This is a genomic window from Geodermatophilus sp. SYSU D00691 (genome assembly GCF_054050275.1).
Genome location: NZ_JBJGYZ010000042.1, coordinates 12,501 through 31,826 on the forward strand (window position 1 = coordinate 12,501; position 19,326 = coordinate 31,826).

The following is a 19,326-nucleotide window of genomic DNA, read 5'->3' on the forward strand; positions in this document are numbered from 1 at the left end:
GGCGGGGCTCAGCGCTCCAGCAGCGACGCCAGGACGTCGGCCGCGCGGTCCACGGCCGCCCGGTCGACGTCCAGGTGGGTGACCAGCCGCAGCCGACGGGCGCTCACCTGGCTGACCAGCACGCCCTGCGCCTTGGCGGCCTCGGCCACCATCGGCGCCGGGACGTCGTCCAGCACCACCATGTTGGTCTCGACGCCGGCCGGGTCGACGCCCAGCCGCTTGGCCAGCAGCTGCGCGTGCTCGTGGTCCTCGGCCAGCCGGTCGAGGTGGTGGTCGAGGGCGTGCAGCCCGGCTGCGGCGAGGACGCCGACCTGCCGCATCCCGCCGCCGAGCCGCTTGCGCCAGATGCGGGCGGCGGCGATCCGCTCCGCCGAGGCGACCAGCACCGACCCGACCGGCGCACCGAGGCCCTTGGACAGGCAGACCGACGCGGTGTCGGCGAGCCGGCCGTAGGTGGCCAGCTCGGTCCCCGACGCGACGGCGGCGTTGAACAGCCGCGCGCCGTCGAGGTGGACGCCCACCCCGGTCTCCCGGGACCAGTCCCACAGCGCCTGCAGCTGGTCGAGCGGCTGCACCAGCCCGCCGCCGCGGTTGTGCGTGTTCTCCACCGCGATCGCCGCGGTGGGCGTCAGGTACGGGTCGCCGCGCGGCCGCACCTGCTCGACCAGCGCCCGCGCGTCGAGCCGGCCGCCGGCCGACACCACCGTGCGCGTGGAGAGGCCGAAGACCGCGGCGGCCGCGCCCAGCTCGTAGGTGACCACGTGCGCGTCGGCGTCGCAGAGCACCTCCTGCCCGGGCTCCGCGAGCAGCCGCATGCCGATCTGGTTGCCCATGGTGCCGGTCGGCACGAACAGCGCCGCCTCGTGCCCCATGAGCTCGGCGACGCGCGCCTCGAGGGCGTTGACCGTCGGGTCCTCGCCGTAGACGTCGTCGCCGACCTCGGCGGCGGCCATGGCGCGGCGCATGGCCTCCGTGGGCCGGGTGACGGTGTCGGAACGGAGGTCGATCAGGTCAGCGGCCGGGGGTGTCGGGGTGGGACTAGCCACGCAGCATCTCCGCGATCAGGAACGCCAGCTCCAGGGACTGCCCGGTGTTGAGCCGCGGGTCGCAGGCGGTCTCGTACCGGCTGTTGAGGTCCTCGTCGCTGATCTCCATCGCGCCGCCGAGGCACTCGGTGACGTCCTCGCCGGTCAGCTCGACGTGGATGCCGCCGGGCCAGGTGCCCAACGCCCGGTGCACGTCGAAGAAGCCGAGGACCTCGTCGACGATCCGGTCGAAGTGCCGGGTCTTGTAGCCGGTCGAGGACTCGTGGGTGTTGCCGTGCATCGGGTCGCACTGCCAGACGACGAGGTGCCCGCTGGCGGTGACCTTCTCGACGATGCCCGGCAGGACGTCGCGGATCTTCCCGTTGCCCATGCGGCTGATCAGGGTCAGCCGGCCGGGGACGCCCTCGGGGTCGAGCCGCTCGACGAGCTCCACCGCCTGCTCCGGCGTCGTCGTGGGGCCGATCTTGACGCCGATCGGGTTGGCGATCCGCGAGGCGAACTCGATGTGCGCGCCGTCCATCTGCCGGGTGCGCTCGCCCACCCAGACGAAGTGGGCGGAGAGGTCGTAGGCGCGGCCCTCGTGCGTGCGGGAGAGCGCCCGCTCGTAGTCGAGGATCAGCGCCTCGTGGCTGTTGTACAGCTCGACCGAGCGCATGGCGGAGTGGTCGATGCCGCAGGCCTTCATGAACGCCAGCGCGCGGTCGATCTCGCGCGCGATGACCTCGTAGCGCACGCCCGCCGGGGAGCTGGCGACGAAGTCCTTGTTCCAGTCGTGGACGGCGTGCAGGTCGGCCAGGCCGCCGCGCGCGTAGGCGCGGATCATGTTCATCGCCGCCGCCGAGTTGGCGTACGCGCGCACCAGCCGGTGCGGGTCGGGGATGCGCTTCTCGAGCACGGGCTCCAGCGAGTTGACCATGTCGCCGCGGTAGGACGGCAGGCCGAGCGCGTCGACGTCGGAGGACCGCGGCTTGGCGTACTGCCCGGCCACCCGCCCGACCTTCACCACCGGGACGCTCGCGCCGTAGGTGAGCACGATCGCCATCTGCAGCAGGGTGCGGGTGGTGCTCTGCAGGTGCGGCTCGGTGTTGAGGTCGAAGGTCTCCGCGCAGTCGCCGCCCTGCAGCAGGAACGCCTTGCCGCGGGCGACGTCGGCCAGCTGCGCGCGCAGGGTGTCGACCTCGGCGGGGGCCACGATCGGCGGCACCGTCGACAGCGTCTCCAGGACCGAGTCGAGGGCGCCGCGGTCGGGCCACGTCGGCTGCTGGGCGGCGGGCAGGGTCCGCCACCGGTCCAGGTCGGGGACCAGCTCAGCAGGTTCGGTGAGGCTCACACGCCCCAGGGTACGGGGGCCCGCCCCTAGCCGAAGAAGACCTCGGCCTCGGCGTACCGCTCGACCGGCACGAGCTTGAGCCGCGCGGTGGCGGCGGTCAGCGGGACGCGGACGATGTCGGTCCCGCGCAGCGCCACCATCACCCCCGACTGGCCGTCGTGGACGGCGTCGACGGCGGCCAGCCCGAAGCGCGTCGCGAGCACGCGGTCGAACGCCGACGGCGTCCCACCGCGCTGGATGTGCCCGAGGACGACCGCCCGCGCCTCCCGGCCGGTGCGCTCCTCGAGCAGCGCGGCCAGCGCCGCCCCGATGCCGCCGAGCCGGACGTGGCCGAACGCGTCGGTCTGCCCCGTCGTCAGCGTCAGCTCGCCGCCCTTGGGCGCCGCGCCCTCGCTCACCACGACGATCGGCGAGTAGCCGGAGGCGAAGCGGTGCTGGCAGTGCGCGACGACGGCGTCGACGTCGAAGGGGTGCTCGGGGATGAGGATGACGTTGGCGCCGCCGGCCATGCCGGCGTGCAGCGCGATCCAGCCGGCGTGCCGCCCCATCACCTCGACGACCAGCGTGCGGTGGTGGCTGTCGCCGGTGGTGTGCAACCGGTCGATGGCCTCCATGGCCACGCCCACGGCGGTGTCGAAGCCGAAGGTGTAGTCGGTCGAGTCCAGGTCGTTGTCGATGGTCTTCGGGACGCCGACGACGCGCACGCCCGCCTCCGACAGCTTCGTGGCCACCCCCAGGGTGTCCTCGCCGCCGATCGGGATCAGCGCCTCGATGCCCAGCCGCTCGAGGTTGGCCAGCACCCGGTCGGCGCCGCCCTCCACGCCGTAGGGGTTGGTCCGCGACGTCCCGAGCACCGTGCCGCCGCGGGGCAGGATGCCGCGCACCGCCGGGAGGTCCATCGGCACGGTGTCGGCCTCGAGCACGCCGCGCCAGCCGTCGCGGAAGCCGACGACCTCGTCGCCGTGCTCGGTGACGCCCTTGCGGACCACCGCCCGGATGACCGCGTTCAGGCCGGGGCAGTCGCCGCCGCCGGTGAGGATGCCGATCCGCATGTGCCGTCCTCCGCACGAGGTCGCCGGGCCTGTCCGCGCCATGATGCCGCAGGTCGCGACGCCGGCCGCAACCGGTGGGTGACACCGGTCACAGGCGTCACACGCGATCCGGCAGGATCGCCCGGGTGAGCCCCGACGAGCTGCTGGCCCTCATGCCCTTCGCGCAGGTGTCCGGCGTGGAGCTCGAGCGGGCCGCGCCCGACGAGGTCGCCGGCCGCCTGCCCTGGTCGCCGCAGCGGTGCACGGCCGGCGGCGTGCTGCACGGCGGGGCGCTGATGACGCTCACCGACTCGGTGGGCGCCGTGTGCGCCTACCTCAACCTGCCGGCCGGCGCGTCCACGTCCACCGTGGCGTCGTCGACGTCGCTGGTCCGCGGCGTGCGGTCGGGCGCCGCGCACGCGGTCGCGCGCCCGGTGCACGTGGGCCGCTCGTTCATCGTCGTCGGCGTCGAGGTCACCGACGACGGCGGCCGGCTGGTCGCGCAGACCACGCAGACCCAGGCGGTGCTCGGCGGCGGCTGAGCACCGCTCGCGACCGCTCACACCGCGGTGGCCATCCCCCACACCGTCGGCCCGCCGGCGGCGAGCTGCGTCTCGTGCCGCACCGCGAAGCCGTGCGCCTCGTAGAAGGGGACGTTGGCCGGGTTCATCGTCTCCAGGCAGGCGACCAGCCCAGCCCCGCGGGCCACGGCCAGCCCGCGCTCGAGCACCTCGCCGCCGAGCCCCTGTCCCTGCGCGTCGGGGTGGACGCCGAGCAGGTGCAGGTAGGCGTGCGGCTCGGGCGGGCGCCGCTCCCCGATGACCGACATGGCGCGGCCGATCCCGGCGGCCCGCTCGGCGCCCATGAGGGCCACCATCAGGCCGGGCAGCGTGGGCAGCCCGTCGTCCTCGTGCGCGGGCCCGGGCCACCGCCACATGGCGACGGCGACCGGGGCCCGGCGGCGGACGACGTCGACCCGCCCGGCGCGCAGGTACTGCTCGGCGAACAGCCCGAACATCGCCGCGCAGCAGTGCGGCCGCGAGTCCGGGTCGGGGAAGAACCACGCCATCAGTGGGTCGTCGGCGAAGGCGCGGGCGAGCAGCGTGCGGGCCTCGGCGGCGGTCACGTCCACGTCAGGCCTGCCTCTCGAGGAGCTGTCCCGGCCAGCCCCCCACCTCGAAGGTCGCCGTCCGCGTGAAGCCGGCCGACTCGTAGAACCGCACGAGCTTGCCGTCGTCCCCGCCGTAGCAGTCCACCCGCTGCCGGCCGACCCCGCGGGCCCGGGCGCGGTCCCACGCCTCGTCGAGCAGCCGCCGCCCGGCCCCGCGGGCGGTCGGGTCGCCCACCAGGAGCAGGACGTAGTCCTCGTCCTCCTCGGCGCGCGGCACGTAGTCGTGCGCCCGCGGCCCGTGGACCAGCGCGGCCACCGCGGCGCCGTCCCGGTCGAGCAGCAGGAGCTCGCCCGCCCCGATGAGCGCGCGGGTCCGCTCGACCCGCTGCGCCGACTCCGACCACGGCCGGTCGCCCCACTGCCCGGTGCGTCCCTGCGCGACCAGCCACGCGACGGCGCCGTCGAGCAGCCCGAGGACGGCGGGCAGGTCGTCGACCCCGCCGGTCCGGACGGTCACCGCGCCAGCTCCATGGCCCGCCACCGTTCCAGGTTGTAGCGGGCGTCGACCAGCGCGTCGTGCGTGCCGCCGGGCTTGGGCGGCAGCGGCGGCTGCCCGACGTCGTCCCAGCGCTGCCGCAGCTCGCGGGTGAACCGCGGGATCGCCCGGGGCAGCGCCGTCATCGGCCCCCACAGCTGGGCGAGGGCGACGTGGTCGTAGGCGGCGAACCAGGCCCACAGCTCGACCTCCTCCCCCGGTCCGGTGAGGAAGGCGAGCAGGTCCTCGCGGATGCGCTCCCGGCTGCGCCAGGCGGGATCGGCGGGCGAGGGCAGCTTGTCGAGCACGTTGCGCCGCACCCACGGGATCGCCTTGCGGTCGTCGAACTCGGTGCTGACGGCGTAGAACTCGCGACCGGTCTCGTCGACGACGCCGATCGAGACGAGGTCGATCGTCGTCCCGTCCTCGATGAACTCGGTGTCGTAGAAGAACCGCCGCACGGCACCCACCGTAGGCGGGCGCTAGGTTGCGGCTCATGCCCGTTCTGGCCATCGACGCAGGCACGACCGGGGTGACCGCGCTGGTCGTGGGCGAGGACGGCGGCGTGCTCGCCAAGGGGTACCGCGAGTTCGCCCAGCTGTTCCCCCGCCCCGGCTGGGTCGAGCACGAGCCCGACGACATCTGGACGGCGACCGTCGCCGCCTGCCGCGAGGCGCTCGCGCGGACCGACGCGCGGCCGACCTGCCTGGGCATCACCGACCAGCGGGAGACCGCGGTGGTGTGGGACCGCCGCACGCTGCGCGCGCCCCGGCCGGCGATCGTCTGGCAGGACCGGCGGACCAGCGCGGTCTGCGACCGGCTGCGCGCCGACGGCGTCGAGGAGCGGGTGGCCGCGCTGACCGGCCTGCGCCTGGACCCGTACTTCACCGGCACGAAGTTCGCCTGGCTGGCCGAGCACGAGCCGGAGCTGTGGAACGGGGTCCGGAACGGCCCGCTGGCGCTGGGCACCGTCGACTCCTACGTGATCGCCCGGCTGACCGGGGGGGCCCGGCACGTCACCGACCCGAGCAACGCCAGCCGCACGCTGCTCTACGACCTGGCGGCGGGCGGCTGGTCCGACGAGCTGTGCGAGCTGTTCGACGTCCCGCGGGGCGCCCTGCCCGAGCTGGTGCCCAGCTCCGGCGTCGTCGGCACCACCGACCCCGACGCGTTCCTCGGCCTGGAGCTGCCGATCGCAGGGATCGCCGGCGACCAGCAGGCGGCGCTGTTCGGGCAGGCCTGCTACTCCCCCGGCGACACCAAGTGCACGTACGGCACCGGCTCGTTCGTGCTCACCAACACGGGGACGACGCCGGTCCGGTCGGACGCCGGGCTGCTCACCACCGTGGCCTGGGACCTCGGCGACGGGCTGGTCTACGCGCTCGAGGGGTCGATCTTCGTCACCGGCGCGGCGGTGCAGTGGCTGCGCGACGGGCTGGGGCTCATCGACTCCGCCGCCGAGACCGAGGGGCTGGCGCGCACGGTGGACGACTCCGGCGACGTCGTCTTCGTGCCGGCGCTGACCGGCCTGGGCGCCCCGCACTGGGACCCGCACGCGCGTGGCGCGGTCCTCGGCATCACCCGCGGGACGACGCGGGCGCACCTCGTGCGGGCCACCCTCGAGGCGATCGCGTTCCAGGTGCGCGACGTCGTCGACGTGATGGTGTCCGAGGCCGGGCTCTCGGTGCCCGAGCTGTCGGCCGACGGCGGCGCGAGCGGGAACGGCCTGCTGATGCAGCTGCAGGCCGACGAGCTGGACGTACCGGTGCGCCGGCCGGTGGTGGCCGAGACCACGGCGCTGGGGGCGGCGTTCCTCGCCGGGCTGGGCACGGGGGTGTGGGGCTCGACCGACGAGCTGGCCGCCACCTGGACCCTCGACGCCCGCTGGGAGCCCACCCCGGGCCGCCGGGACGACGGCCGCTACGACCGCTGGCGCGACGCCGTCCGCCGCGCCGGCGGCTGGGCCGGCTGAGGGCCCCGGCCGCCATGGCGACGCCCCGCCTCGGCCAGGTTCCGCAGGCCCTGCACCGGCGCGGCCGCAAGGCGCTCTCCGCGGTCGCGCCGTACCGCGCGCTGGCGGGCGGTCGGCGGGTGTTCGACGCCCAGTACACCAGCGGGGTGTGGGACTACCTGCGGTCGCTGGACGAGGCCCCCCGCTACGGGGTCCTGGCCGCCTACTGCCGAGCGCTCGCCCCGGGCGGCTCGGTCCTGGAGGTGGGCTGCGGGGAGGGCATCCTGCTCGACCACCTCGGAGACGGCCGGTCGCGCTTCAGCGGCGTGGACGTCTCACCGGTCGCGATCGACCGCGCTCGGGAGCGGCACGTCGGCCGCGGGCGGTTCTCCTGCGCCGACGCGGCGTCCTTCGTGCCCGACGACGAGTACGGCGTCGTCGTCTTCAACGAGGTCCTGTACTACCTCGATGACCCGCTCGGCGTGGTTCGCCGCTACGAGGAGCACCTCACCGGCGACGGGGTGGTCGTCGTGTCGATGTTCCGCCTGATCAACGACGCGGCGGCCCGGCACATCTGGCGCGGCCTGCACCAGCGGTACGCGGTCTCGGCCCGCACGACCCTCCGGACCCGGCCCGGCTACCGGTGGGACGTCGAGGTCCTGGCCCGCCCCGCCGGCTGATCGCCCGCGATGATCACCGGCAGGTGGCTGCCCGCTGCGGCGTGCCGGCCGGCCACCTGCCGATGATCACGCCCGGTCGGGCGGCAGGCCCTCAGCGGTAGGTGTTCTCCGTCAGGGGGATGACCCAGGCGCGGCGCTCGGCGATGAGGCCGTCACGCATCACGAAGACCTCCGCCATCGACAGCCGCCCGGTCCCGCCGTCGGGCTGCGGCACCTCGCCGTACAGCTCGGCCATCACGACGTCGTCCTGCTCGACCATCCGCACGACCTCCAGCCGCGGCGGTCCGACCCAGCCCGGGCCCTCGATCGCCTCGTCGTAGGCCTGCTTGCCGGTCAGGTGGAAGGCGCCGAACACCGTCCACTCGATGTCGTCGGTCAGGCAGCCGAGGATCTGCGCGTGGTCGTTGCGGCGGAAACCCTCGAGGTAGCGCTCGACGGTGTCGGTGTTCCGGCTCATGCCGGCAGAGACTGCCGGCGGCCGGCGTCCTCATCGGCGGTCTCGAGCGACGACCCGCTCAGGCGGCGCCGCGGTCACCCACCGAGTTGCGGCCGAACTCCCGTCCCTGCAGCGCGGCGATGTCCTGCTCCAGCTGCGACACCCGCGCGGCCGACACCTTCACCGCCACCTTCTCGGCCAGCGCGCCGGTGACCACCTGGCGCAGCGCCGAGACGACGCCGACCGACCGCGGCACGAACACCCGCCGGCCGCGCGTCTCCAGGTTCTGCACCAGCGCCTCGGCGCAGGCCTCCACCGATGTGTAGGCACCCAGCGGCCCCGGCAGCTGGCCGCGGGTGGCCTTGAACGTGGGCAGCGCCTCCTCGGTGTCGCGCACCAGGTCGGTGTCGATCCAGGTCGGGTGCGCGCTGGCCACGGTGACGCCGCGGTGCGCCACCTCCAGCCGCAGCGCGTCGCCGAAGCGCTCCAGCCCTGCCTTGGCCGCGCAGTACGCGCTCATGCCCGGCAGCACCGTGAACGCCGCCGCCGAGCTGACCAGCAGCACGTGCCCGCGCCGCTTGGCGACCTCGGGCAGCGCCGCGTGCGCAGTGAGCATGGCGCCGATCAGGTTGACCTCGATCGTCCGCGACAGCGCCCGCGCCGACGAGGTGGCCACGGTGGTCAGCGGCGCGATGCCGGCGTTGGCGACGACGAGGTCCAGCCCGCCGAACGTGTCCACCGTCCGCCGGACCGCCGCCTGCAGCTGCTCGGCGTCGGTGACGTCGCACTCCACCCAGAGGTGCTCCGGGCCGAGCTCGGCGGCGACCTGCGCCAGCAGCTCCGGCTCGAGGCCGGCCAGCGCGACACGGGCGCCCCGGGCGGCGGCCTTGCGGGCCAGCGCGGCGCCGATGCCGCGGGCGGCGCCGGTGATCAGGACCGACTTGCCGGCCAGCGGGGTGCGGGGACGACGGGCCATCGGGAGCTCCTCTGCGTCGAGTTGAGCACTGCTCAACAGAGTTGTAGCTTGTTGAGCAGTGCTCAGCAAGCCGAGGACGACCCGCGAAGGAGCCCCGTCGTGACCTCGCCCCTGGAGAAGACAGCGCAGATCCGCGCCACCCCCGCCCACGACGCCGTGCGGGAGGTGAAGATCGCGATCATCGGCTCCGGCTTCGCCGGCCTGGGCATGGCGATCCAGCTGCAGCAGCGCGGCGAGACCGACCTCGTCGTCCTGGAACGGGCCGACGACGTCGGCGGGACCTGGCGCGACAACCACTACCCCGGCGCCGCCTGCGACGTGCAGTCGAACCTCTACTCGTTCTCGTTCGCGCCCAACCCCGACTGGCCGCGCTCGTACTCCGGGCAGCCGGAGATCCAGGCCTACCTGCAGGACGTCGCCGACCGGTACGGGGTGCGCCGGCACGTCGTCTTCGGCGCCGACGTCACCGCCGCCCGGTGGGACGACGACAGCCGCCGCTGGCTGGTCAGCACGACCGCCGGCGAGTTCCGCGCCCGGGTGCTGATCTCCGCCGCCGGGGCGCTGGCCGACCCCACCTACCCCGACATCCCCGGCCTGGAGACCTTCGAGGGCGACCTCATGCACTCCGCCCGCTGGGACGACGCGGTGGAGCTCGAGGGCCGGGCCGTCGGCGTGATCGGCACCGGGGCGAGCGCCATCCAGATCGTGCCGGCCATCCAACCGGCCGTCGGCAGCATCGCCGTCTACCAGCGCACCGCGCCGTGGATCGTGCCCCGCACCGACCGCCCGGTGAAGCGCAGCGCCCGGTGGCTCTACCGGCACGTGCCGCTGTTCCAGAAGGCGGTGCGCGCGCTGCTCTACGCCGTCCGCGAGCTGCTCGTCGTCGGCATGGCCAAGCAGCGCCGCTTCCTCGAGCCGGTCGAGAAGGTGGCCCGGGCGCACCTGGCCCGGCAGGTCCGCGACCCGAAGCTGCGCGCGGCGCTGACCCCGGGCTACACGATCGGCTGCAAGCGCATCCTGATCAGCAACGACTACTACCCGGCGGTCGCCGCGCCGAATGCCGAGCTGGTCACCGCCGGCATCGCCGAGGTCCGGCCGCGCTCGGTGGTCACCACGGACGGCGTCGAGCGGCCCACCGACGTCCTCGTCCTGGCCACCGGCTTCCACGTCACCGACCTGCCGATCGCCGAGAAGATCTCCGGCCGCGAGGGCCGCACCCTCGCGAAGGTGTGGGCCGACGGGATCATCACCAACCGCAGCACCACGGTGGCCGGCTTCCCCAACCTGTTCCTGCTGGTCGGCCCCAACGTCGGGGTCGGGCACACGTCGATGGTCTACATGATCGAGTCGCAGGTCGCCTACGTCGACGCCGCGCTGCGCACCATGGACGACGAGGCGCTCGAGGTCCTCGAGACGACGCCGGAGGCCATGGCCGCCTACCGCGACCTCATCGCCGGCCGGTCGCAGGGCACCGTGTGGCTCGCCGGCGGGTGCGCCAGCTGGTACCTCGACGAGCACGGCCACAACTCGACGCTCTGGCCGGACTTCACCTTCCGGTTCCGGAAGATGCTCTCGGCCTTCGACCGCGAGAACTACGTCGGCCGGGCCGCCCGGACCCTGGAGGTGGCCGCGTGACCGCGCTGCTCCGCCGCACCGCCGCCGTCGGCACCCCCGACGGCGCCGTGCTCCACGCGACCGTCGACGGCCCCGACGACGCCCCGGTCACCCTCGTCCTCGCCCACGGCTGGACGCTGGCGCAGGCGGCCTGGGACGACGTCGCCGACCTGCTCGCCCCGCGGGCCGCGGCCGGCGAGCTCCGGCTGGTCCGCTACGACCAGCGCGGGCACGGCCGCTCGACGTGGGGCTCGCCCACCCACCCGACCGCGGACGTCTCGATCGACCAGCTCGGCCAGGACCTGGCCGCCGTCCTCGACCGGCTGGCGCCGTCCGGGCCGGTGGTGCTCGGCGGCCACTCCATGGGCGGCATGACGATCATGTGCCTGGCGGCCGCGCGGCCCGAGCTCTTCGGCGACCGCGTGCGCGGCGCCGCGCTGGTCTCGACCTCTGCCGGCGACCTCGCCCCGGAGCCGCGGACCCGCGCCGAGCGGATCCGGCAGCGGCTCACCCCCGGCGCGCTGACCGCGGCGCTGGCCGCCGCCCGGGTGATCGAGCGGCTGCGGCAGGCCGTGCCCCCGGCGCACCCGCGGCACCGCAAGATCGTCCGCGACCTGCTCTACGGCGCCGACGCCACCGACGCGATGGTGCTCGCCGGCGCCGAGATCATGCACGCCTCGACGGTGCGGGCGTTCACGGCGTTCCTGCCCGCGCTGGGCGACCACGACAAGCGCACCGAGCTGGCGGCGCTGGCCCGGGTGCCGGTGGAGGTCATCGTCGGCGACACCGACAAGCTCACCCCGCTGCGGCACAGCGAGCAGCTGGCCGAGGCCCTGCCCGACGCGCGGCTGCAGGTCGTCCCGCGGACCGGGCACATGCTCCCCCAGGAGCGGCCGCAGCTCGTGGCCGAGGCGATCGGCCGGCTGCTCGCCGCGGCGGTGCGGGAACCGGCGGCGGCGTGAGATGACCTCCGCGCGCCGCTCGGCGGACGACCGCCGCGCGCAGCTGGTCTCGATCGGGCTCGAGCTGCTGCCGACCACGCCCGTGCAGGAGCTGACCATCGACGAGGTCGCCCGCCGGGCCGGGATCAGCCGCAGCCTGCTGTTCCACTACTTCCCGACCAAGAAGGACTACTACGCCGCGGTGACGCGGGCGGCCGCGCGGCTGCTCGAGGACCACCTGCTCCCGGCGAGCGGGACGCCGGCCGCCGAGCACCTGCCGGGGATGCTGGACCGCTACGTCGGCTGGGTGGAGACCTACCGCGAGGCGCACCTGGCGGTCGTCCGCGGCGCCGCCGGCGGCGACCCCTGGGTGGCCGAGATCTACGAGGAGACCCGGGAGCGGCTCGTCGACGTCGCGCTCACCGCCCTAGACCTGCCCGACGACACCCGCCGGCGGCAGCTGGTGCGCTCCTGGTTCGCCTTCACCGAGGACCTCGTCGGCCAGTGGACCCGCGAGCCGAGCATGTCCCGCGAGGACCTCCTCGCCCTGCTGCGCGACGTCCTCGACCGGCTCGTCGCGCGCTGACCAGGACGACCGGTACGCGCCTGCCGAGATCCCGGGATCTCGGCACCCCACCAGCCCTCACGTGCCGAGATCACGGGATCTCGGCACGAGGGGATCAGCTGGCGATGGAGTCGACCCGGTCGCCGGACTCGTCCTGCGGCGGCTGCAGCCGGCGCAGCACCTCGGCGGCGCTGTCGCCGGTGGCGTCCATCGACTTCTTGACGGTCGCGCCGTAGACGTCGACGTACTCCTGGCCCGAGAGGGTCATGATCTCGTACATGATCTCGTCGGTGATCGACCGCTCGACGAAGCGGTCGCCCGACATGCCCTCGTAGCGGCTGAAGTCCAGCGGCTTGCCGAACTTCACGCACACCCGCACGAGCTTCCGGCCGAACGGCATCCGTCGGGCGCGGTAGATCATCGCGACGGGCACGACGGGCGCCCCGGTCTCCAGCGCCATGCGCGCGACGCCGGTCTTGCCCCGGTAGAGCCGCGTGTCGGGCGAGCGGGTGCCCTCCGGGTAGATGCCGAGCAGCTTGCCCTCGCGCAAGATCCGCAGGCCGGTGCGGATGGCGTCCTCGGCGGCGCTGGCGTTGGTGCGGTCGATGGGCACCTGCCCGCTGCCGGCGAAGAAGACGCGCTGCCCCCACCCCTTGAGGCCGGTGCCGGTGAAGTACTCCTGCTTGGCCAGGAAGGTCACCCGTCGCTTGAGCGACAGCGGCATGAACACCCAGTCCGCGGCGGACAGGTGGTTGCTGGCCAGGATCGCCGCCCCGGTGGAGGGCACGTTCTCCGTGCCTTCCGCCTGCGGGCGGAAGACCAGCTTGGCCAGCGGCCCGACCGCGACGAACTTGAGGAACCAGTAGAACAACACGCCTCCTCTTGGAACTGCCAGACTAGGGATCCCGGTGGCCCCACGACAAACGGAGTGGTTCCGCAAGGTCGCCGGACGCCCCGCCGGACCCGCGAGGAGGAGCCCCTGTGCCCGGACCGCACGTGCCCGCCGAGGTGCTGCCCGGCGCCGAGCCGTTCGCCTTCCCGGGCGGGGACGGGCCCGAGGGGCGCACCGGTGTCCTGCTCGTGCACGGCTTCACCGGCGCGCCGATGAGCATGCGGCCGTGGGGCGAGCACCTCGCGGCCGAGGGCTTCGCCGTCCGCTGCCCGCTGCTGCCGGGGCACGGCACCCGCTGGCAGGACTGCAACCTCGCCACCGAGGACGACTGGGTCGACGCGGTCGACGCGGCGTTCGACGAGCTCGCGGAGGACGTCGACCGGGTCGTGGTGGCCGGGCTGTCGATGGGCGGCACCCTGTCGATCCGGCTCGCCGAGCGGCGTCCCGACGACGTCGCGGCCCTGGTGCTGGTCAACCCGTCGCTGATGACCCTGCGCCTCGACGCCAAGCTGCTGCCCCTGCTCGCGCGGGTCACCCCGAGCTGGGCGCCGATCGGCAGCGACATCAAGAAGCCCGGCGTCACCGAGCTCGCCTACCCCAAGCTGCCCACCCGCGCCGTCCTCGGGCTGCGCCGGCTGTGGACCGCCACCCGGGCCGACCTGGCGAAGGTGACCGCGCCGGTGCTGGTCTTCCGCAGCCGCGAGGACCACGTCGTCGAGCCGGCCTCCACCGCGGCGCTGCTGGCCGGCATCTCCAGCACCGACGCCACCGAGGTCGTGCTGGAGAACAGCTACCACGTCGCCACCCTCGACAACGACGCCCCGCTGATCTTCGAGCGGTCGGCGGTGTGGATCCGCGAGCGCACCGCCGCGGCGGAGCCGGCATGAGCGAGCCGCGCCGCGGCCGGGGCCGCCGGGACAACGGGCTGGACGCCGCCCTCTACAGCCCGCTGCGCGACGTCGACCCCCGGGTCGGCGACCATCTGCTCGACGTGCTCTACGACGCCGGGATCGCCGCCTACCTCGAGCCGGCCACCGACGTGGGCCCGTACACCCGCACCGTGTTCCTCCCCAGCCCGCCGAGCGACCGGCTCTGGGTCGACCGGGCCCGCCGCGCCGAGGCCCGCACCCTCGTCGACCAGCAGGCCGACGAGCACGCCCGCGGCCCGGTCCCCGAGCGGGCGCGGCTGCGCCGGGACCTCGACGAGGACGCCGAGTGGGCCCGCATCGTCGCCGCCTACGAGGCCGAGAACGGGCGGACGCCGGTCGAGGACCCGCCGGCCGACGCCCCGCTGCCCCCTCCCCCGCCGCCGGCCGAGCCCGACGTGCTCGACCGGCCCGACGAGCACTTCGAGCCCCCGCCGCCGCCCCCGGTCGGCCTGCCGTCGCCGGCGTCGCTGTACGCCTTCCTGCTCATCGCCGCGGGCGTGCTGCTGGTCTGGGCGCCGAGCCTGATCGGCCTGTCCCAGGACCTCGGCCTGTTCCTCGGCGTCGCCGCCGTCGCCGGCGGGGTGTTCGTCGCGGTGTCGCGGATGCGCGACCGTTCGGACGACGACGGGGACGACGGCGCGGTCGTCTGAGACCGATGAGTCCGGCCGGCGCCGGGCGTCCTCCCTGACATGGACTTCACGAGCGTGCTGGCGCAGGCCACCGTCTCGGACGCCCCGCGCGCCGAGTCCTGGTACTCGGCGCTGTTCGGCCGCGGCCCGGACACCCGCCCGATGGACGGGCTCGTGGAGTGGCACCTCGGCGAGGGTCGCGGGGTGCAGGTCTGGGTCGACCCGGACCGCGCCGGCCGGTCGACGGTCGTCCTCGGCACCGACGACGTCGACGCCGTCACCTCCCGGCTCGGCGCCGCGGGGATCGTCCGGGACGGCCCCGAGCCGGCCGGCGTCGGCCGCGTGCTGCGGCTGCGGGACCCCGACGGCAACACCGTGGTCGTGACGGGCGCCTGACGCTAGCGTCCGGTCGGTGAGCACCACCGCGCCGCACTCCGCGACCGTGGCCCTGACCGGGCACCTCATGGACACCGGCATCCTGGCGCGGGTCCTCGACGACGTCCTCGAGTACGGCGGCGACTACCGCATCGAGAGCCTGGACCTCGGCCGCGAGCACGAGGACGAGTCGCGGGCGGTGGTCTCGGTCCGCACCGCGGACGCCGACCTGCTCGACCGGATCCTCATGCGCCTGCAGACCCACGGCGCCAACGCCGTCGACCCGGGGACGGCGACGCTGCGCCCGGCACCGGCCGACGGCGTCTTCCCCGAGGACTTCTACTCCACGACCAACCTGGACACCTTCGTCCGCCTCGACCGCGAGTGGCTCGCCGTCGACCGCGCCGAGATGGACTGCGGCCTGGTGGTCGGCGAGGAGGGTGGCCGGGTCGTCGTCCGCACCGTCCCGGTCAGCGACGTGCGCGCCGGCGACCGGGTGGTGTGCGGCGCGAACGGGGTGCGCGTCGAGATGCCCCCGGCGGTGGTCCGCGGCGAGGAGGAGGCGTTCGGGTTCATGTCGTCGGTCGCCTCCAGCGAGAAGCCGCAGGCGCTGCTGGTCCGGCAGATCGCCGAGCGGATGCGCGAGGTGAAGGCCGCCGGGCGGCGGGTGCTGTGGGTGGGCGGCCCGGCCGTCGTCCACACCGGTGCCTCACCGGCCATGGTGCGCCTGGTCGAGGCCGGCTACGTCGACGTCCTGTTCGCCGGCAACGCGCTGGCCACGCACGACATCGAGGCGTCGCTGTACGGCACGTCGCTCGGCGTCGACCTCGCCAAGGGCTCCGGCGTGCCGCACGGGCACGAGCACCACATCCGGGCGATCAACACCATCCGCCGCGCGGGGTCGATCCGGGCCGCGGTGGACTCCGGGGTGCTCACCGGCGGCGTGATGCACGCGATGGTGCGGGCCGGCAAGCCGTTCGTGCTGGTCGGCTCGGTGCGCGACGACGGGCCGCTGCCCGACGTCCACACCGACGTCATCGAGGGTCAGCGCGCGATGCGCGCCGAGCTGCACGACGTCGGCTTCTGCATCATGGTCGCGACGATGCTGCACTCGATCGCGACCGGGAACCTGCTCCCGGCGTCGGTGCCGCTGGTCTGCGTCGACATCAACCCGGCGACGGTCACCAAGCTCGCCGACCGCGGGAGCGCCCAGGCGATGGGCATCGTCACCGACATCGGCCTGTTCCTCGAGCAGCTGGCCCGCGAGCTCACCTGATCCGGAGGGGATCGGTGCGCGTCACGCCGACGGATCCACTCCGGTCCTGACCAGGTCGGCCGCGCCCACCAGCCCCGCCTGCGGCCCCAGCTCGGCGGCGACCACCCGCGGCCCGGGCCGGAAGCCGCGGCCGGGCAGCGCCCGCTCCAGGCGGTGGCGCGCCGGGGCGAGGACCAGCTCCCCCAGCTTGCTCACGCCGCCGCCGATGACCACCACCTCCGGGTCGAGGACGGCGGCGAGGTCGGCGATGCCCTGCCCGAGCCAGGTGCCGACCTCGGTGACCAGCTCCAGCGCCAGGGCGTCGCCGTCGGCGGCGGCCGCGGCGACGTGCTCGCCGGTCAGCCGGGCGGCGACGCCGTCCACCCGCTCCAGCAGCCGGCCCGCGGCGGCCGGGGACGACGCGGCGACCTCCCGCGCCGTCTGGCCCAGGGCGGTGCCGCTCGCGTACTGCTCCCAGCAGCCGCGGTTGCCGCACGCGCACAGCCGCCCGTCGGGGACCACGCGCATGTGCCCCCACTCGCCGGCCACCCCGTGCGAGCCGCGCTGCAGCCGGCCGTCCATCACGATGCCGCCGCCGATGCCGGTACCGAGCGTGATCATCAGCGCCAGGTCCGCGCCGCGGGCGGCGCCGTAGCGGTACTCGGCCCAGGCGGCGGCGTCGGCGTCGTTGCCCACCCACAGCGGCAGCCGCAGCCGGGCGGCGAGGTCCTGGCGCAGGGTGGAGTGCCGCCAGGCCAGGTGCGGGCTGAACAGCACGGTGTCGCCGGTGCGGTCGAACCAGCCGGCCGCGCCGACGCCCACCCCGACGACCGGCCCCTCGGCCCGCCCCAGCAGGTCGGCGACCACGCCGGCGATCGCGTCCTCGGTCTCGGTCACCGAGGCACCGGGCGTCGCCCGCCGGGCGGTGTCGAGCACCCGCCCGTCCGGGGCGACCAGGCCACCGGCCACCTTGGTGCCACCGATGTCGACGCCGACCGCGGGCTGCTGCGCGGCCGGGATCACGCGATCTCGATCCGCTGCACCTCGGGCGCGGGATCGCTGTGCGAGGGGTCGTCCTCGTGGCCGGGGGGCTCCTGCGCCGGTGTCTCGCCGGAGAACGAGCGCAGCGCCGCCGAGGCCGTGGCGAGCACGTCGTCGAGCGCCGCCGTCACTTCGGGCCGGTCGCCGCGCAGCACGGCCAGCACCTGGCAGTGGGGGCACCACTTGCACTCGCCGGCGGCCGGGTCGTGCTCGGCCGTCTCGGTCTGCGCCGCCTCCTTCACGGCCTCCAGCAGGCGGCGGGCCTGCTCGGCCCAGTCGGCACCGGTCGTCATGGGGAACTCTCCTCGGCGGGAAGCAGATCGGCCGGCCAGAGCCGGGGATCCGGGGCGAAGGTGACCTCGAGGCGCGCCTGGGCGGTGCCCGGGTCGGCCAGCCGGCCGCCGGTCACCGCGCAGCGGCGCAGCAGGGCGTCCAGGCGGACCGAGCGGCGGACGCCGGCCGCGGTGACGACCAGGTCGTCGGCCCAGCGGGTCAGCTCCACCCGGTCGCGCTCGGCGAAGGGCAGGGGCAGCACCAGCCGCCAGGTCCCGTCCAGCCGCTCGGGAGCGGGCGCCGGCAGCGGGGCCGGGTCGGGCAGCTCGAGCGCGTCCAGCAGCGGGCCCAGCCCGTCGACGTCCGCCGGGGTCGCCGCCGACTCGGGCACCCGGCGCAGGGGCGCGATCGCGGCGAGGTCGGCGAGCACCGCCTCCTGCTCGGCGAGCCGGCCGGCCCACCACTCCCCCGGGCCCCCGGGCAGCTCCCGGGCGACGACCGCCGCCGGCCGCTGGCCGAGCAGACCGAGCGTCGTGGCCGCGGCGCGCAGCGCGCGCACGGCCGCAGGCCGGCCGGTGGCGGTGAGGACGACGGAGGTGGCGGCGGGATCGGCCGGGCGGACCCGGGCGAGCAGCTGCTCGACGGCGGGGACGGCGGAGAGCACGGCGTCGACCGGCCCCGACCGGGCGGCACCGGAGCGGACGGCGGCGGTGCGGATGGCGGCCAGCGCCCGGATCCGCGGCGGCAGCGCGACGTCGAGCCACCAGCGCAGCGTGGTGGGCAGCGCGACCAGGGCGGTGCCGGCCTCCAGCGGGCCGGCGTCGAGGACGACGACGTCGGCGTCGGCGCGGTCGAGGGCGGCGAGCACGGCCAGCTCCGCGGCCCCGGGCGGCGGGACGACCGAGCTGGCCGGCGGCAGGTCCACCTGCGGCACCAGCGCCGCGAGGGTGGCGGCGTGCGTCCGCCAGGCCTGCTCGGCGGCGGCCTGCGCGTCGACGACGGCCAGCTCGAGCCCGGCGACCGCGGCCAGCCCGGCGACCGGCGGCGCCTGGCGGGTCACCAGCAGCGTGCGGGCACCGCCGCGGGCGGCCCGCACGGCCGCGGCCGCGGCCGTCGTCGACGTCCCGGCGCCGCCCGGCCCGGTGAACAGCAGCGTGCGCATCGGCCCGCCGGTCAGCTCTCCACGCGCTTCTTGAGCTCCTTGAGCGCCGTGTCGAGGATGACCTTCTCGGCCTTGCGCTTGATCATCCCGAGCATCGGGATCGAGAGGTCGATGGTGATGGAGTAGGTGACCTCGGTGGCGCCGTCCTTCTCCACCAGCGTGTAGGAGCCGTCCTGGCGCTTCTGCATCTGGCCCTTGACCAGCGTCCAGGAGACCTGGCGGTCGCCGTCCCACGTGTAGTCGAGGACGTAGTCGTCCTTCACCGCGCCGGCGTCGAGCACGAAGTGCACGCGCCGGGCCCGGCCGTCGGGGCCGTCCTCGACCACCTCCACCTTCTTCGCGGCGGCGACCCACTGCGGGTAGGCGGGGAAGTCGGCGATGACCGCCATGACGTCGGCCGCGGGCGCATCGACGACGATCGACTGGGTGGACTGGTCGGCCATGGAGGGCAGGCTAACCGCTCGGCGGGCGCTGCACGGGGGCGGTGGGGACCCCTCTGCCACCCACGGGTGGGTCCTCCGGCTACTCACGAGTAGGACGCTCGGGGACTTTGC

23 protein-coding genes are annotated in these 19,326 nt (G+C 75.1%); 10 read left to right on the forward strand and 13 right to left on the reverse strand.

Features of this window, described 5'->3' with window-relative positions; translation table 11 throughout:
* Nucleotides 1-8 precede the first annotated feature (8 nt).
* The 3 genes from ACI797_RS23985 to ACI797_RS23995 are packed head-to-tail and all read right to left on the reverse strand — an operon-like array spanning nt 9 to nt 3,428.
* Nucleotides 9-1,046 (reverse strand): threonine aldolase family protein, encoded by a 1,038-nt coding sequence (locus ACI797_RS23985; RefSeq protein ID WP_456862138.1) that lies wholly within the window; start codon nt 1,044-1,046, stop codon nt 9-11.
* Complete coding sequence (locus tag ACI797_RS23990) at nt 1,039-2,376, reverse strand: class II 3-deoxy-7-phosphoheptulonate synthase (protein ID WP_456862140.1); 1,338 nt, start codon at nt 2,374-2,376, stop codon at nt 1,039-1,041. The genes ACI797_RS23985 and ACI797_RS23990 overlap by 8 nt, the downstream gene beginning before the upstream one ends.
* A gap of 26 nt (nt 2,377-2,402) precedes the next feature.
* Entirely contained in the window at nt 2,403-3,428 is a 1,026-nt protein-coding gene (locus tag ACI797_RS23995; protein ID WP_456862142.1) for a 6-phosphofructokinase, read from the reverse strand.
* 125 nt (nt 3,429-3,553) lie between these two features.
* On the opposite strand from ACI797_RS23995, the gene ACI797_RS24000 reads away from it, so the two are divergent.
* Nucleotides 3,554-3,949 carry a PaaI family thioesterase gene (locus ACI797_RS24000; protein ID WP_456862144.1) on the forward strand — a complete coding sequence of 132 codons (396 nt, stop codon included), beginning with the start codon at nt 3,554-3,556 and terminating at the stop codon, nt 3,947-3,949.
* Nucleotides 3,950-3,966: 17 nt separating this feature from the next.
* Here the strand turns inward: ACI797_RS24000 and ACI797_RS24005 are convergent, their stop codons facing one another.
* The 3 genes from ACI797_RS24005 to ACI797_RS24015 are packed head-to-tail and all read right to left on the reverse strand — an operon-like array spanning nt 3,967 to nt 5,514.
* The gene (locus tag ACI797_RS24005) at nt 3,967-4,539 is read right to left on the reverse strand and encodes a GNAT family N-acetyltransferase (RefSeq protein WP_456862145.1); all 573 of its coding nucleotides are present in this window, start codon (nt 4,537-4,539) and stop codon (nt 3,967-3,969) included.
* Nucleotide 4,540: 1 nt separating this feature from the next.
* Complete coding sequence (locus ACI797_RS24010; protein WP_456862147.1) at nt 4,541-5,035, reverse strand: N-acetyltransferase family protein; 495 nt, start codon at nt 5,033-5,035, stop codon at nt 4,541-4,543.
* Nucleotides 5,032-5,514 carry a polyadenylate-specific 3'-exoribonuclease AS gene (locus ACI797_RS24015; protein ID WP_456862149.1) on the reverse strand — a complete coding sequence of 161 codons (483 nt, stop codon included), beginning with the start codon at nt 5,512-5,514 and terminating at the stop codon, nt 5,032-5,034. Before ACI797_RS24015 ends, ACI797_RS24010 begins: the two co-directional genes overlap by 4 nt.
* Before the next feature lie 35 nt (nt 5,515-5,549).
* Here ACI797_RS24015 and glpK point away from each other — a divergent pair, with 35 nt between their 5' ends.
* Nucleotides 5,550-7,025: a glycerol kinase GlpK gene (gene glpK, locus ACI797_RS24020; protein WP_456862151.1), complete on the forward strand. Its 1,476-nt coding sequence runs from the start codon at nt 5,550-5,552 to the stop codon at nt 7,023-7,025.
* 14 nt (nt 7,026-7,039) lie between these two features.
* Nucleotides 7,040-7,684: a class I SAM-dependent methyltransferase gene (locus tag ACI797_RS24025; protein ID WP_456862153.1), complete on the forward strand. Its 645-nt coding sequence runs from the start codon at nt 7,040-7,042 to the stop codon at nt 7,682-7,684.
* Between the two features lie 91 nt (nt 7,685-7,775).
* Here ACI797_RS24025 and ACI797_RS24030 read toward each other — a convergent pair whose 3' ends face one another.
* Complete coding sequence (locus ACI797_RS24030; RefSeq protein ID WP_456862155.1) at nt 7,776-8,141, reverse strand: nuclear transport factor 2 family protein; 366 nt, start codon at nt 8,139-8,141, stop codon at nt 7,776-7,778.
* A gap of 58 nt (nt 8,142-8,199) precedes the next feature.
* A complete protein-coding gene (locus ACI797_RS24035; RefSeq protein WP_456862157.1) occupies nt 8,200-9,096 on the reverse strand; it encodes a short-chain dehydrogenase/reductase in 897 nt (298 codons plus the stop codon).
* Nucleotides 9,097-9,195: 99 nt separating this feature from the next.
* Between ACI797_RS24035 and ACI797_RS24040 the strand changes: the two genes are divergently transcribed.
* Genes ACI797_RS24040 through ACI797_RS24050 form a run of 3 tightly spaced genes read left to right on the forward strand, consistent with a single transcriptional unit; the run spans nt 9,196 to nt 12,237 of the window.
* The gene (locus ACI797_RS24040) at nt 9,196-10,731 is read left to right on the forward strand and encodes a flavin-containing monooxygenase (RefSeq protein ID WP_456862159.1); all 1,536 of its coding nucleotides are present in this window, start codon (nt 9,196-9,198) and stop codon (nt 10,729-10,731) included.
* Nucleotides 10,728-11,672, forward strand: a complete 945-nt coding sequence (locus ACI797_RS24045; RefSeq protein WP_456862161.1) for an alpha/beta fold hydrolase — start codon at nt 10,728-10,730, stop codon at nt 11,670-11,672. Before ACI797_RS24040 ends, ACI797_RS24045 begins: the two co-directional genes overlap by 4 nt.
* 1 nt (nt 11,673) lies before the next feature.
* Complete coding sequence (locus ACI797_RS24050; protein WP_456862163.1) at nt 11,674-12,237, forward strand: TetR/AcrR family transcriptional regulator; 564 nt, start codon at nt 11,674-11,676, stop codon at nt 12,235-12,237.
* A gap of 94 nt (nt 12,238-12,331) precedes the next feature.
* Here the strand turns inward: ACI797_RS24050 and ACI797_RS24055 are convergent, their stop codons facing one another.
* Nucleotides 12,332-13,090: a lysophospholipid acyltransferase family protein gene (locus ACI797_RS24055; protein ID WP_456862165.1), complete on the reverse strand. Its 759-nt coding sequence runs from the start codon at nt 13,088-13,090 to the stop codon at nt 12,332-12,334.
* Nucleotides 13,091-13,197: 107 nt separating this feature from the next.
* On the opposite strand from ACI797_RS24055, the gene ACI797_RS24060 reads away from it, so the two are divergent.
* The 4 genes from ACI797_RS24060 to ACI797_RS24075 are packed head-to-tail and all read left to right on the forward strand — an operon-like array spanning nt 13,198 to nt 16,317.
* On the forward strand, nt 13,198-13,995 hold the full coding sequence (locus ACI797_RS24060; RefSeq protein WP_456862167.1) for an alpha/beta hydrolase: 798 nt from the start codon (nt 13,198-13,200) through the stop codon (nt 13,993-13,995).
* A complete protein-coding gene (locus ACI797_RS24065) occupies nt 13,992-14,687 on the forward strand; it encodes a hypothetical protein (RefSeq protein ID WP_456539345.1) in 696 nt (231 codons plus the stop codon). Before ACI797_RS24060 ends, ACI797_RS24065 begins: the two co-directional genes overlap by 4 nt.
* A 39-nt stretch (nt 14,688-14,726) precedes the next feature.
* Nucleotides 14,727-15,062, forward strand: a complete 336-nt coding sequence (locus tag ACI797_RS24070) for a VOC family protein (protein WP_456862169.1) — start codon at nt 14,727-14,729, stop codon at nt 15,060-15,062.
* 16 nt (nt 15,063-15,078) lie between these two features.
* The gene (locus ACI797_RS24075; RefSeq protein WP_456862172.1) at nt 15,079-16,317 is read left to right on the forward strand and encodes an ornithine cyclodeaminase, nickel-pincer nucleotide-dependent; all 1,239 of its coding nucleotides are present in this window, start codon (nt 15,079-15,081) and stop codon (nt 16,315-16,317) included.
* Between the two features lie 21 nt (nt 16,318-16,338).
* Here ACI797_RS24075 and ACI797_RS24080 read toward each other — a convergent pair whose 3' ends face one another.
* The 4 genes from ACI797_RS24080 to ACI797_RS24095 are packed head-to-tail and all read right to left on the reverse strand — an operon-like array spanning nt 16,339 to nt 19,215.
* Complete coding sequence (locus ACI797_RS24080; protein WP_456862174.1) at nt 16,339-17,319, reverse strand: ROK family glucokinase; 981 nt, start codon at nt 17,317-17,319, stop codon at nt 16,339-16,341.
* On the reverse strand, nt 17,316-17,630 hold the full coding sequence (locus tag ACI797_RS24085) for a hypothetical protein (RefSeq protein WP_456862175.1): 315 nt from the start codon (nt 17,628-17,630) through the stop codon (nt 17,316-17,318). Before ACI797_RS24085 ends, ACI797_RS24080 begins: the two co-directional genes overlap by 4 nt.
* Nucleotides 17,627-18,772, reverse strand: a complete 1,146-nt coding sequence (locus tag ACI797_RS24090) for an ArsA-related P-loop ATPase (RefSeq protein ID WP_456862177.1) — start codon at nt 18,770-18,772, stop codon at nt 17,627-17,629. Before ACI797_RS24090 ends, ACI797_RS24085 begins: the two co-directional genes overlap by 4 nt.
* 11 nt (nt 18,773-18,783) lie before the next feature.
* Complete coding sequence (locus tag ACI797_RS24095) at nt 18,784-19,215, reverse strand: SRPBCC family protein (RefSeq protein WP_456539351.1); 432 nt, start codon at nt 19,213-19,215, stop codon at nt 18,784-18,786.
* Between the last annotated feature and the right edge of the window lie 111 nt (nt 19,216-19,326).